Source organism: Reyranella sp. GW821-FHT14A01 (genome assembly GCF_058803965.1).
The window spans coordinates 75,895-88,846 of the sequence record NZ_JBXAPM010000004.1; the positions used below are offsets into that span (position 1 = coordinate 75,895).

The following is a 12,952-nucleotide window of genomic DNA, read 5'->3' on the forward strand; positions in this document are numbered from 1 at the left end:
TCCGGAACTCATGCCCCTCTCCCTATCGAAGGAGAGGGGCATTCTCTCCAAAGGAAGCAAGACATGTCGAAGCGTGTTGAAGGAAAGGTCGCCGTCGTCGTCGGCGCCGGGCAGACCCCGGGCGAAACGATCGGCAATGGCGCGGCCATTGCCCAGCTGCTTGCGCGCGAGGGCGCGACGGTCCTCTGCGTCGACCGCAGCGCCGAGCGGGCGGAGAAGACGGCGAAGGATATTTCTTCCACGGGAGCTGTCGTTTCGGCGATGGAAGCGGACATCACGGTCGCCGCCGACTGCGCCCGCATCGTCAAGGAAGCGGTGACGCGCTACGGCCGCATCGACATCCTGATCAACAATGTCGGCATCGGCGGCGGCGGCGACGCACCGGCCCATCGCATCGAGGAGCAGGTGCTGGACCGCATCCTGGACGTGAACCTGAAGGGCATGTGGCAGACGATAAAGGCGGCCATCCCGGTGATGCGCACCCAGAAGGGCGGCTCGATCGTCAACATCTCCTCGCTTGCGGCGACCAGCGGTGCGACGCAGATGGCCTACGAGGTTTCGAAGGCGGCGGTGAACCGGCTGACGACGCATGTGGCCCAATCCAACGCCCGCTACGGCATCCGGGCCAACGCCATCATGATGGGCTTCATGGACACGCCGATGGCCATCACCGGCATCTCCCAGGCGACCGGCCGGTCGACCGCGGAGGTCCGCGCCGAACGCAATCGCATGGTGCCGCTGCGGGGCAAGATGGGCACCGGTTACGATACCGCCTATGCCGCGCTGTTCCTCGCTTCCGACGAGGCCCAGTTCATCACCGGCGAGATCCTGCGCGTCGACGGCGGCATGGGGCTGGGGCTCGCCTAGGCTTTCAGGGCGGCCTGGCGGGCGCGCAGCTCGTCGCTGGGCCGGATGTCCGTCGATCGGCTGTAGATCGTCATTGCCACCGCCAGCACCGCGACCATGAAGCCGAACAGCGTGCGATAGGCTTCTTCGGAGCGGGCGCCGTCGGGCAGGGGCGGGAAGGCGCCGATGATGATGCCCGACAGGGTCTGCATGCAGGCGACGCCCAGCATCACGCTGGTGTTCATGGTGGCGATGCCGCGGCCGATCAGCCGGTCGGGGAAGATCCCGCGGCCATGCGTCATCACCATGGTGCTGCAGGGGCTGAGGAAGCCGATCCCGACGATCGCGGCGACCGCGACCCACAGCGGCGCCCTGGCCCACAAAGCGAGCACGGCGAGGATGACGGCGACCGACAAGGTGCCGGCCATGGCGATGCGCTTGCGCGTGTCGAACACGCGGTCGAGCGGGCTGATGGTCAGCATGCCGATCTGGTAGGCGATCACCGCGACCAGCAGCACGTTGCCGGACTCGACCGGTGTCAGCCCGTGGACCTCGCGCAGGAAGGGACCGCCCCACAGGCCCTGGATGGTGAAGGTGCAGGCGTAGTTGCAGAAATTGAGCGCGATGATGAACTTGAGCTGCGGGTTCTTCAGGACCTCGCCCAGCCCGCGCATCATCTCGGCCGCCGATTCGGGCTTGCGCGCGAGGAAGGGATGGCCCGGCGGCGCGTCGCGCACGATCAGCCAGACACCGAGTGCCGCCAGCGCCGTGAAAGCCACCATGATCCCGAACACGCCGCGCCAGCCGATCTGCTCCGTACCCCAGGCGAGCGGCGTGGTGGCCAAGAGGTTGCCCAGCAGGCCGACGGACAGGACGATGCCGGCCAGCGTGGCGAACCGGTCGGGCGGGAACCAGCGCGAGATCACCACCATGCTGCCGATCAGCATGACGCCGAAACCCGCACCCATCAGCGCCCGGCCGGCGAGCAGTTGCGGCCAGCCCGGCGCCAAGGTGAACAGGGTCGCCCCGACTACGGCGACGACCAGCATGCCGGTCACGGTGCGGCGCGGCCCGTAGCGGTCGAACAGGAAGCCACAGGGGATCTGCATCGCCGAGAAGCCGAAGAAGAAAGCCCCCGTCAGTGCGCCCAGCGCGCCCGCCCCGATGCCCAGGTCGCGCATCAGGTCGAGCCCGATCGTGACATTGGCCGCACGGAAGAAGTGGCTGGCGACATAGGCGGTCGCCAGGGTCGCCACGATGATTCCGGCCTGTCGCCGAATACCCGGCGACATCAGGTAGCGTTTCCTCTTTCCATTCCCGCTTTCTCGACCGGCATGTGCCGGTGGCGCGTTGCTTGCCTGTAGTGCTATCGGCAGGGCAGGACCATCGCAATCGATCCATTCCGCCCGCCGGATGCGGTCGGGGCTCCCAGATTGCAACTATAACGAGCAACAAAATATAGACATACAATCCGGATAGATCTTCTTCCAAGTCAACATCCCGGGAGGGAACAATTGAAATACACAGGTCTTTTGCGGGCTGCTGCGCCCCTGCCTCTGCTGATGGCCGCGCTCGTCCTGGGCGGTTGCACCTCGTTCAGCGTGCTGGAGAAAGAGATGCCGAAGCTGGTCGGGCAGCCGGTCGACGTCGCGGTTGGCAAGCTCGGTTTTCCGAACGCCGAGCAGACCATCATGGGCCAGAAGGTCTATACCTGGTCCACGACACACCAGGGCACCTCGATCGTGCCCACGACGAGCTACTCCACCGCCTATGTGGGCACCAAGCCTGTGTCGGCGCAGACGACGACCTATTCGACGCAAGACTATACATTGTCCTGCACGCTGCGCCTGATCGTCGACGATAAGGGCATCGTGCGAAAATACAGTTACGACGGCAACAACGGCGCCTGCTTCACCTACTCGGATCGATTGACCCGGAACTAGGCCCGGCGCGGCGCCTTCACAACCCTTCACAACACTTAACTCGCCCGGCGACCTCCCAGCCGCGATCTTCCGCCCCGTCAGGACGACGGGAGCGGAGAGAACGCCATGCAGATCACGTCCCACCAGGCACAGGCCGTCATCGACGGCGCCGCCGCCAAGGCGCTCGAGCTCGGGCTGCCGGTGATTGTCGCCGTGCTCGACGCCGGCACGCATCTCAAGGCCTTCCGGCGCATGGACGGCGCGGTGCTGGGCTCGATCGACGTCGCCATCCGCAAGGCGCGCACGTCCGTGCTGTTCCAGGCCAACAGCGAGGCCGTCTGGGATTACTGCAAGCCCGGCGCGCCGGCGCCCGGTCTGGAACTCAGCAATGGCGGCCTTGCGCCGTTTGCCGGCGGCATCCCGCTCAAGTCACGCGACGGCGCCCTCATCGGTGCGGTCGGCATATCCGGCGGCACGGTCGCGCAGGATTTCGAGGTCGCCCAGGCGGCCCTCGCGGCCTTCGAACATCTTACCCACTGAAGGAGAATCCCATGTCCAAGACCATCCTCGTCACCGGCGCCGGCTCGGGCTTCGGCAAGGCCGCCGCCATCGGCATGGCGAAGAACGGCCACAGCCTGATCGCCTGCGCGCAGGTCTCGTCGCAGGTCACGCCGCTGCGCGAGGAAGCCGCGGAGCTCGGCCTCAAGAACTTCCGTGTCGAGCGCCTCGATCTCACGGACCCCTACGACATCAAGCAGGCCCAGTCGTGGGACTTCGACGTGCTGTGGAACAATGCCGGCATGGGCGAGGCGGGACCGGTCTGGGAGATCCCGGTCGATCTCGTGCGCAAGAACTACGAGGTCAACGTCTTCCTGCCGCTCACCCTGACGCAGGACGTCGTGCAGAAGTGGGTGCGGGAGAAGAAGAAGGGCAAGGTCGTCTTCACCTCGTCGATGGGCGGCCTGTTCACGCCGGCCAACTGGGGCACGTACGTCTCGACCAAGCATGCGCTCGAGGCGATCGCCGAGGCGCTGCAGCAGGAGCTGGCCGCCTACGGCATCAAGGTCCAGACCATCAATCCGGGCGCCTATTACACCGGCTATAACGAGACGATGGCGGACAATCCCTTCCGCTGGCTCGACGACACGAAGAACTTCACCAAGCGTGCCGATCTGCGCAAGGGCTTCGACGATTTCTTCGCCACGCCCGAGGGCAAGATGGATCCGAAGGAGATGATCGACCGCATGATCGAGATCGTGCCGGCCGACACGGGCAAGTTCCGCAACGTCGTGCCCAAGGTCATCGAGGACATGTTGAAGAAGCACCAGACCGACGCCTGGGAAAACACGATCTAGCGGGGAGGGAGCGATGCCCGGTTTTCGCATTTCGCTTGTGGTGGCGGCGGTCGCCCTCGGAATGGCCGCCTTTCACGCATCCGCCGGCGCCAATCAGGGAGAGACGATGATGGCCAATGCTCCAACCAAGCAGGAGCGCAACAAGGCGCTCGTGCAGGATCGTTTTACCGCCTGGGCCAACGGCACGGGCAACCCGTTCGAGCTGCTGGACGACAATGCGACCTGGACGATCACCGGCCGCTCGGCTGCATCGAAGACCTACCCCAACAAGGAAGCCTTCCTGGTCGAGGTCATCCGGCCGTTCAACGCCCGCATGCAGGCGCCGCTGAAGCCCACCGTGCACGGCATCTATGCCGACGGCGACATGGTGGTGATCTTCTTCGATGCCAAGACGATCGCCAAGGACGGCAAGCCCTACGTCAACACCTACACCTGGTACTTCGACATGCGCGATGGCAAGGTCGTCAAGGCGACCGCCATGTTCGACAGCATCGAGTTCAACGAACTGTGGAGCCGCGTCCAGCCGACCCCTTAGTCGGATCGGTGCAGGGCACGCCGCTCGACCTCTGCATCGATCTCTACGGGCTGTGGCTCCGCTACGAGTCGCATTCCACCTTCCACAGCGGCCAGAAGGCGCGCGCAGAATATGCTGTCGAGTGCGATTGCCGGAACGGCCATCACGAGCGGGGACTGGCGGAGTTGCGGAAGCTGCTACGCCGGGGGCGGGTGCCGTTGCCGGATGGCGGGTGAGGATGATGAAAGGTCCCTCGCTGCGCTCGGGATGACAAGAGAAGGCGCAGCGACACCCATTGTCATCCCGAGCGCAGCGAGGGACCTTTGGTGTCGAGTACGCGCTTCGCCGCCCTGAGGTCCGCTGTCTCGAACCCTTCGCTGAAGCGGGCGTAGGTGTCGGACAGGATCGCGTGGGCATCGGGAGGTCTCTCCAGGCGTGCAAGGCTGGTCGCGGTGCGCAGGCGCCAGGAGAGGGCGCCTTGTCGGTCGGCCAGCTCCAGCGACTCGCGGAAAGCCTGTTCGGCGGCGCGCTCGTTGCCGGCCTGCAGGAGCACCTCGCCATGCACGCGCAGCAGCTCGGGGCCGTTATGGACGTCGCCCGGTGCGATCGACGCGAAGGTCTCGTCCAATTGCGCCAGTGCGAGATCGAGCTGGCCGAGCGACGCCAGGCCCTCGGCCATCGCACAACTCAATGCCGGCACGAAGAGTTCGTAGCGTTGGCTGCGCAGGCCGGTCAGCGATTCGCGCAGCAGGCGCAGGCCCTCTCGCACCTCGCCGCGGCGCACCAGCAGCTCGCCCTTGAGGCCGAGACCGAGCGTTCTGTACGGCGCGAGGGAATTCTCGGCCGCCACCTGGATCAGGTCCTCGATATAGGCCTCGGCCTTCTTCCAGTCGCCGGTCCACAACAGGATCGTCGTCGCCCAGATCAGGGTCAGGCAGGCGGTGACGGGATCGCGCCGTTCCGCCGCTTCCTCTTCCTGCAGGAGGGCCAGCGCCTGCGTGGGGAAACCCTGCAGCCACAGAGTCCGCGCCAGCACGATCCGGCGATCCTGATGGAAGCCGAGATAATTGGTCGCGAAACGGTAGGGCTCGGGCCGCAGGTCCTGCGAGGCTTCCAGCGCCGCCCGTGCCGCCTCGAGGTTGCCGCTGAGATGGTGTGAGATGCCCAGCATAACGTGAGCCGCCACGGTCCCCGTCGGCTCCTGCAGCACCGGCGCCAGCGCCTCGGCCTCGTGCGCGATGGCGAGCAGCGGGTCGAGCTCGCCCTTGCGGCGGTGATACATGTGGTAGTTGGCCAGCAGCCGGAACTGGAAGAACGGATCGCGGATCGTCGCCGAAAGTTTCAGCCCGGCCTCGAACGCCGCGCGCGAGCGCTCGTCGTTGCCCGCGGTGAACATGATGCAATAGGCCAGCGACGAATGGAGGTTCATCTCCCAGAAGGTGCCGCTGAGCGGCGCGTCGAGCACCGCAAGGGCGCGCTCGCACCAGAGCCGGCATTCGCCGAGCAGCGAGAACTCGCGGAACAATCGCGTCGCGGCGTTGGTCAGCTTGACGGCCAGTTCGGCATCGCCGGCCGGGCCGAAGCACCATTCCAGTCCGGCGCGAATGTTGGCCAGATGCTCGGGCCCGTATTCGCCGATCTGGTGATTGTGCACGACGAAGTGCCGGAGCAGCTCGGCGTAGTAGCGTGCATGGCGGCGGGCGACGATATCGGCCTCGCCCGACAGAGCGAGCTTCGACTGCGCATAGGCACGCGTGATGTCGAGCAGGCGGTAGCGCGTCTTGCCGTCGCTCGTGTCGACGACGACCAGAGACTTGGCGGCGAGCTGCGCCAGATCGGCGGCCACCTCGGTCGGATCGAGCGCGTCGTCGGCCGCAACCGCCTGCGCGGCCTCGATGATGAAGGGTCCCACGAACACCGAGAGCCGGCGCAGCACCATCCGTTCGCGCTCGGCGATCAGCCCGTAGCTCCAGTCGAGCGTCGCATGCAGTGTCTGGTGGCGCGGCAGGGCGGTGCGGCGTCCCTGCCATAGCAGCTTCAGCCGGCTGTCGAGGAGCGTGGCCGTCTCCTGGAAACCGTGCGTGCCGATGCGGCCCGCGATCAGCTCCAGCGCGAGCGCGATGCCGTCGACCTTGCGGCAGATGTCGGCGACGGTCTCGGCCTCGCTGTCGGTCATGCGGCGGCGATGCCCGCCCGCGACCGCGCGCTCGACGAAGAGCTGGCTGGCCGGATAGTCGAGGAGCTGCGCGCTGCTGGTGCGCGCGCCTTGCGGCGGCGCGGCCAGCGACGGCAGCGGATAGACGTGCTCGCCCTCGGCGCGGAGGATTTCGCGACTGGTCGCGAGGAGGCTCACCTGCGACGTCTCGTGGACGATGGTCTCGGCCAGTTTCGCCGCCGCGTCGATCAGATGCTCGCAGCAATCGAAGACCAGAAGGGCTTCGCGATGGCGAAGATGGTCCACGATGCTGCCGGTCGGATCGCTCGAATCCGCCATCACACCCAGCGAGCAGGCGACGATCTGGGCGAGATTGTCGTGCGGGCTGCGCAGGCCGAGATCGAGGAAGAAGACGCCGTCGGCGAAGGCGCCGAGATGATTGTGCGCGACCGCCAGCGCCGCCGTCGTCTTGCCGATGCCTCCGGCGCCGTGGATCGTCACGAAGCGGTGCCGGGCCAGCAATCGCGAGATCTCGATGATGTCGGCGTCGCGACCGAGGATGCGCGGCGGTCGCCGCGGCAGGCTCGTGATGCGCTGCGCCGAGACGGGTCGGGCGGGGACGGCCTCCTCGCGCGGTTCATGCCAGGTCACGCGGCCGGCGAAGCTGTAGCCGCGGCCCGCGCTGGTCACGATGTAGGGCAAGGCGCGACCCTCGGCCTTGAGGGCCTTGCGCAGGCCCGCGATGTGGACGCGCAGGCTGCTTTCCTCGACGGTGATGTCGGGCCAGACCCTGGCGAACAACTCCTGCTTCGGCACGATGCGGCCGGCCTGTTCCAGCAGCACGACGAGGATATCGAGGGCGCGGCTGCCCAGTCCAACCTCCTCATCCTGCAGCACGAGACGCCGCTCGGCGGGGAAGAGCCGGAAGGGACCAAACTCAGCAAATCGTACCGAGGAAGACATTCGGTCTCCTGATGCACGCGGACACGAGGAGCTTCTAACAATTCCTCCGTGGAGGAGCGGTCAAGTTTGCTTGAGCAGGCGCGCCGTCGCCACCGCGACGGGCGTGCGGCGTGCATTGTATATAGCGAGATCCAGGGCATCGTCGGCGCCGTCCTGCGGGCGACCTTCGACGCTCAGCACGTCGTCGCGCTGGAGCATGCGGGTGAAGGTTGCGTCGAGTTTTCCGCGCGAGATCCAGGCTTCGTCGCCGAACACATCCTGCGCGAAGCGGGAGAGGTAGGCGAAGGACATCATCGCGGCCGGGATGGCGACGCGCGCGCCGATCGCCTGCGCGAGATGATCGTGCGTATGATAGTTCTCTGCGGGCAGGCTGAAGAGCCGCGATTTCTCCAAAGACATTTCGATGCGGCGTGGCGGAAGCTCACTCACGGGCGTTGCAGCCGGTGATGGAGGAGGCGCCGCCGCGCGCTGCACGCTGTCGCTGCGGATGGCGCAACTATGGTCGAAGATGGCGAGCGTCTTGTCGTCGGCGTCGAAGAACGAGGCGCGCATGACGATGAAGTCGCGACCGCGCTTGCGGGATTTCTCGACCACCGCCACGTCGGCGCGGATCGGCCTCCCGAGTCGAAAGGGGCGCAGGAACTGCGCCGACGATTTGCCGTGCAGGAACGGCGTGCCGACCAGGTGATCGTAGCGTTGCCGGAACAGGCCGAAATGCCCGATCTCGCCCGGCGCGCGCAGATAGAAGCCCGACGGAAACCACATGTAGGTCGACAGGAATTGCGGATGGACGAGGCCGTCGGCGGGATCGCCCACGAGCCAGCCGCTCTCATCCTCGACGGCATAGGCAAACTTGCGCACCTGCTCGATCGCCGGGCTGAAGAAGGTTGAGCCCAGCGACAAAGGCACGGGGAGGTCGTCGAAGGCCGGTGTCATTTCCAATTGAGAATCAATCTCATCTCTGTATTGTCGGCCAAGGTTAGGGAGTTGGTTGGGCGAGAAGTATGCCTGAATCGTCGATGTTGCAGGCCTATCGGGAGCATGAGTGGGAGCTGCTGCGCTATCTCGCGCGGCGGCTCGGCTCGATGCACCTGGCCTCCGACATCGCCCATGACCTTTACCTGAAGCTGCTGGGCGGCGCCGATCATCCCGATATCCGCGACCGCAAGGCCTATCTGTTCGGCATGGCGGCCAATCTCGCGACCGATCATCTGCGGGTCGAGCGTCGGCGCAGCGAAATCCTCGACGAGGCAGGGGAAGTGGCGTGGCGGCGCACCGATGCGCTGACGCCGGAACGCCATGCCGCGGCGCGCGACGAGCTGCGCTATTTCGAGGAAGTGGTGCGCGCGCTGCCGGAGCGCGCCCGCCAGGTCTTTCACCTCATTCGCTACGAAGGCAAATCGCAGGCCGAGGTCGCGGCGATCCTCGGACTGGGCGCCACCACGGTCTACAAGGACCTCAAGCTGGTGATGGATACGCTCCTGCGAGCCCGGCGTTCGGTTCGGGACGGGGAGCACGGGAAATAGCCCGGCCAATCGGTCTATTCCATGAGCGCCTGACAACGTGATCGAACCATCGTGACAGAACCCGGCAAATCGCAGAACCCAGAGAGCGACCAAGCGTCCATCGCGGACGCGGCGCTGGGCTGGCTGCTGCGTCGCCAGGAGGGCACGCCCTCCTTGGCCGAGCAGGCGCGCTTCCAGGCCTGGCACGATGCCGATCCGCGCCATCGCGCGGCCTATGACGAGGTTGCCGCGATGTGGCGCGACGCCGGCGCCCTGGAGCAGGCCTTTGCGCCGCAAGGGCAGGAGCCGGCCGATCGACAGACGCCCGTTCCGTTGCCGCGCAAGCGCCGCTGGCCGGTTTTTGCCGCGGCCTCCTCGCTGCTCGCGGTTGCCTGCCTGATTTTCTTCCTGGCGATGCCGTCGCTGTCCAATCTGCCCGGCCGACTGTTGGCGGATCACGGCACGCAGGCAGGCGAACAGCGGCGTGTCGTCCTGCCGGACGGATCGGTCGCACTCCTGAATACCGACAGTGCGATCGATGTCGCCTATTCGGACCGGCGGCGCGTGGTGACGCTGCTGCACGGGGAAGCCTGGTTCCAGGTCAGCAAGGACGCCCAGCGGCCCTTCGATGTCGTGGCGGCCGGAGGTCGAGCGACCGCGGTCGGCACGGCCTTCGCGGTCCGCCACGAGGAGGGCGGCGCCACGGTGACGGTGACCGAGGGCGTCGTGCGGGTCACGTCGCCCGACACAGCGCTCGCATCGGCGCAGGCGCCCAGCCTCGTCGAGGCAGGACAGCAGGTGAGCTACCGGAAGGGCGCGGCGCCGGGACCGGTCCGCTCGATCGATGCCGCGACCGTCACAGCCTGGCGTCACGGCAGCATCGTGATACGCGGCCGGCCGCTGGGCGAGGCGCTTGCCGAGATCGGCCGCTACCGTCCCGGCCGGTTGATCCTGCTGGGTGAGGCAGCACGTCAGAGCCCCGTCACTGCGCGCCTTGCGCTGACCGACATCGATGGTGGCGTCGACGCGCTGGCCGCCACACATGGTCTCTCGGTGACACGCGTGACGAACTGGCTCGTCATCGTGCGCTAAGCGCCTTCGCCATAATTTTTTCAGAATTCGGCACCGATCACCCACTGTTCAATCGGTCCTTGAATGACAGGAGCGGAAGCCGCCGCCCGCTCGCTGCCGATAGCAACTGCGTGAAAGAGTGATGATGCGGGAAAATGGTGCGGGCAGGCCGGTTGGCCCGGGCGGGCGTATTCGGAAGATCGTCTTCGGTGCGGCGGGCGTGGCGGGCTTAACGGTCGCCCTTCAGTCCCCGGCGAGGGCTGACGATCCGCTGGCGATTGCGCCGGCGTCGCAGGTGGCGCAGGCCGACGTGGCGCGCAGCTTCTCCATCACGCCACAGCCGCTCAGCTCGGCACTGGACCGTTTCGCCGAACAGGCCGGCGTCTCCTTCGCCTATCGCTCGAGCGATCTCGCACCCCTTCAGTCGCCGGGCGTGTCCGGCTCGATGACCCCGCGCGAGGCCCTGCAGCAATTGCTGGTCGGGACCGGCGTGTCGTTCAGCTTCACCGGGCCGACCACCGTCACGCTGGCCCGCGCGCCCGATTCGAGCGGCGCGATGCAGCTCGATCCAGTGCAGGTGCAGGGCAACCTGGTGCCGCCGCAGGCCATGATCGACAACCTGCCGGCGCCCTATGCGGGCGGGCAGGTGGCGACCGGCGCGCAGGTCGGCGTCCTCGGCGAGCGCACCTTCATGAACACGCCGTTCAACCAGACGAGCTACACCTCCGAGCTCATGCGCAACCAGAATGCGCGCACTCTTGCCGACGTCGTCGCCAACGACCCGTCGGTGCGCAATTCCTGGTCGGCGGTCAGTTACACGACACCGTTGATGATCCGAGGATTCAACTTCAACAATAACGATTGGGCCTTCAACGGCCTCTACGGCGTCGCGCCCCCTGTTCAAGTGACGCCTGACTATCTCGAGAGGGTCGAGATCCTGAAGGGCCCGAACGCCATGCTGAACGGCATGCCGCCGTTCGGCAGCGTCAGCGGCAGCATCAACCTGGTGCCGAAGCGCGCCGCCAACGACCCGCTCAACCGGGTCACCGCCACCTACGCCTCGGGGGCGCAGTTCGGTGGAGCCGTCGATTTCGGCCGCCGGTTTGGCGACGATAAGGAATATGGCGTGCGTTTCAACGGCACTTATCGCAACGGTCCGACGGCTGTCGACCGCCAGACACAGGAGCTGGGTGCCGCCGTCTTCGGCATGGATTTCAAGGGCGATCGCGTCCGGCTCTCGTTCGACTATGGCTACCAGACGCAGACCGTGAACTCGCCGCTGCGTCCCACCTATGTTGCCGCGGGAGTCGCGGTGCCGGCGGCGCCGGGCGGCCGCGCCAACTGGTTCCAGCCCTGGACCTACATGCAGACGGACGATCTGTTCGGCGCCGTCCAGGGCGAGTTCGACATCACGCCCGACTGGACGGCCTTTGCCGCGATCGGCGGCCGCCAGCAGAAATATTCCAGCCTGTCCGGTTTCGCCACGATCACCAATGCCAACGGCAATCTGACCGATGCGCCGTTCAATTTCCCGGGCTGGTCGAACGCGGATACCCAGACGGCGGGCGTGCGCGGCCGCGCCACGACCGGTCCGGTGAGCCACTCTCTGTCGGTCACCGGCACGCGCGTCTACCTGGAGAACGGCTCGCTCTCGCCGGTCCTCGTCTCCATTCCGTCGAACCTCTACAATCCCACCTTCATTGCGAAGCCCTTCGTACCGACCCTCAATCCGCCGAAGATCGCCGGCACGCAGCTCACGAGCCTTGCCGTGGCCGACGTGGCGTCGGTGTTCGACGAGCGCATCCAGTTCATCTTCGGCGGCCGCCTGCAGCGCGTCCAGGTCACCAACTTCAGCAACGTGACTGGGGCGATCACGGCGTCCTACGACCAGAGCGCCTTCTCGCCGGCGCTCGGCTTCATCGTGAAGCCGTGGGACAATGTGTCGATCTACGGCAACTGGATCGAAGGGCTGCAGCAGGGACCGACGGCGCCGGCCGGCACCATCAATGCCGGCCAGATGTTCGCGCCCATGAAGACCAAGCAATACGAGGTTGGCGCCAAGGTCGACTTCGGCAAATTCGCGTCGACGCTCAGCCTGTTCCAGATCGAACAGCCCTCGGGCTTCACCAACCCGTCCACGGCCGTCTTCGCGGTCGACGGCATCCAGCGTAACCAGGGTATCGAGCTGATGGTCTTCGGCGAGCCGTGGGAGGGCTTCCGGCCGCTGGGCGGCATTACGCTGATGGAAGGCAAGCTGCTCAGCACCGCGACACCCCTCACGCAGGGCAAGACCGCGCCGGGCGTGCCCAACGTCCAGCTCAATCTCGGCGCGGAATGGGACGCGAGCTTCCTGAAGGGCCTGACCTTCTCGGGGCGCCTCATCTACACCAGCGCGCAGTATCTCGATCCGACCAACTATCAGAGCATCCCGGGCTGGACGCGCTTCGATGCGGGCGTGCGCTATGCCTTCGAGCGGCCGGGTGGCAAGCCGGTGGCGCTGCGCCTGAACGTCGAGAACCTGTTCGACACCAACTACTGGGCTTCGGCGACCAGCACCTTCGGTTTGGCGATGGGCGCGCCGCGCACCTTCCTGCTGTCGCTGACGACCGATTTTTGACGGG

At 66.4% G+C, this 12,952-nt stretch carries 11 protein-coding genes; 8 read left to right on the forward strand and 3 right to left on the reverse strand.

Features of this window, described 5'->3' with window-relative positions; genetic code table 11:
• Positions 1-63: 63 nt before the first annotated feature.
• Positions 64-867 carry an SDR family NAD(P)-dependent oxidoreductase gene (locus AC1ROX_RS09170; protein WP_493124631.1) on the forward strand — a complete coding sequence of 268 codons (804 nt, stop codon included), beginning with the start codon at positions 64-66 and terminating at the stop codon, positions 865-867.
• On the opposite strand, the gene AC1ROX_RS09175 is transcribed toward AC1ROX_RS09170, so the two are convergent.
• Positions 864-2,138 (reverse strand): MFS transporter, encoded by a 1,275-nt coding sequence (locus AC1ROX_RS09175; RefSeq protein WP_493124633.1) that lies wholly within the window; start codon positions 2,136-2,138, stop codon positions 864-866. The genes AC1ROX_RS09170 and AC1ROX_RS09175 overlap by 4 nt on opposite strands.
• A 222-nt stretch (positions 2,139-2,360) precedes the next feature.
• Between AC1ROX_RS09175 and AC1ROX_RS09180 the strand changes: the two genes are divergently transcribed.
• From AC1ROX_RS09180 to AC1ROX_RS09195, 4 genes are all read left to right on the forward strand, one after another.
• Positions 2,361-2,789 (forward strand): hypothetical protein, encoded by a 429-nt coding sequence (locus tag AC1ROX_RS09180; RefSeq protein ID WP_493124635.1) that lies wholly within the window; start codon positions 2,361-2,363, stop codon positions 2,787-2,789.
• Between the two features lie 105 nt (positions 2,790-2,894).
• Complete coding sequence (locus tag AC1ROX_RS09185; protein WP_493124637.1) at positions 2,895-3,308, forward strand: GlcG/HbpS family heme-binding protein; 414 nt, start codon at positions 2,895-2,897, stop codon at positions 3,306-3,308.
• Between the two features lie 11 nt (positions 3,309-3,319).
• Entirely contained in the window at positions 3,320-4,123 is an 804-nt protein-coding gene (locus AC1ROX_RS09190; RefSeq protein WP_493124639.1) for an SDR family oxidoreductase, read from the forward strand.
• Positions 4,124-4,136: 13 nt separating this feature from the next.
• Positions 4,137-4,658, forward strand: coding sequence for a nuclear transport factor 2 family protein (locus AC1ROX_RS09195; RefSeq protein WP_493124640.1), 522 nt, complete (start codon positions 4,137-4,139; stop codon positions 4,656-4,658).
• Positions 4,659-4,935: 277 nt separating this feature from the next.
• Here the strand turns inward: AC1ROX_RS09195 and AC1ROX_RS09200 are convergent, their stop codons facing one another.
• Positions 4,936-7,755 (reverse strand): ATP-binding protein, encoded by a 2,820-nt coding sequence (locus AC1ROX_RS09200; protein WP_493124642.1) that lies wholly within the window; start codon positions 7,753-7,755, stop codon positions 4,936-4,938.
• A 60-nt stretch (positions 7,756-7,815) separates the two neighbouring features.
• Positions 7,816-8,697 carry a hypothetical protein gene (locus tag AC1ROX_RS09205; RefSeq protein WP_493124644.1) on the reverse strand — a complete coding sequence of 294 codons (882 nt, stop codon included), beginning with the start codon at positions 8,695-8,697 and terminating at the stop codon, positions 7,816-7,818.
• Positions 8,698-8,759: 62 nt separating this feature from the next.
• Between AC1ROX_RS09205 and AC1ROX_RS09210 the strand changes: the two genes are divergently transcribed.
• The 3 genes from AC1ROX_RS09210 (at position 8,760) to AC1ROX_RS09220 (ending at position 12,948) form a co-directional block, all read left to right on the forward strand.
• Positions 8,760-9,281 (forward strand): RNA polymerase sigma factor, encoded by a 522-nt coding sequence (locus AC1ROX_RS09210; protein WP_493124646.1) that lies wholly within the window; start codon positions 8,760-8,762, stop codon positions 9,279-9,281.
• 51 nt (positions 9,282-9,332) lie between these two features.
• Complete coding sequence (locus AC1ROX_RS09215; RefSeq protein ID WP_493124648.1) at positions 9,333-10,352, forward strand: FecR family protein; 1,020 nt, start codon at positions 9,333-9,335, stop codon at positions 10,350-10,352.
• A gap of 121 nt (positions 10,353-10,473) precedes the next feature.
• A complete protein-coding gene (locus AC1ROX_RS09220) occupies positions 10,474-12,948 on the forward strand; it encodes a TonB-dependent siderophore receptor (RefSeq protein ID WP_493124650.1) in 2,475 nt (824 codons plus the stop codon).
• Positions 12,949-12,952: the final 4 nt, after the last annotated feature.

Excerpts from the sequence above, each read along its gene's own strand:
- AC1ROX_RS09170 (WP_493124631.1), top strand. The coding sequence starts at position 64 with ATGTCGAAGCGTGTTGAAGGAAAGGTCGCCGTCGTCGTCGGCGCCGGG.
- AC1ROX_RS09175 (WP_493124633.1), bottom strand. The coding sequence starts at position 2,138 with ATGTCGCCGGGTATTCGGCGACAGGCCGGAATCATCGTGGCGACCCTG.
- AC1ROX_RS09185 (WP_493124637.1), top strand. The coding sequence starts at position 2,895 with ATGCAGATCACGTCCCACCAGGCACAGGCCGTCATCGACGGCGCCGCC.
- AC1ROX_RS09190 (WP_493124639.1), top strand. The coding sequence starts at position 3,320 with ATGTCCAAGACCATCCTCGTCACCGGCGCCGGCTCGGGCTTCGGCAAG.
- AC1ROX_RS09195 (WP_493124640.1), top strand. The coding sequence starts at position 4,137 with ATGCCCGGTTTTCGCATTTCGCTTGTGGTGGCGGCGGTCGCCCTCGGA.
- AC1ROX_RS09200 (WP_493124642.1), bottom strand. The coding sequence starts at position 7,755 with ATGTCTTCCTCGGTACGATTTGCTGAGTTTGGTCCCTTCCGGCTCTTC.
- AC1ROX_RS09210 (WP_493124646.1), top strand. The coding sequence starts at position 8,760 with ATGCCTGAATCGTCGATGTTGCAGGCCTATCGGGAGCATGAGTGGGAG.
- AC1ROX_RS09220 (WP_493124650.1), top strand. The coding sequence starts at position 10,474 with ATGATGCGGGAAAATGGTGCGGGCAGGCCGGTTGGCCCGGGCGGGCGT.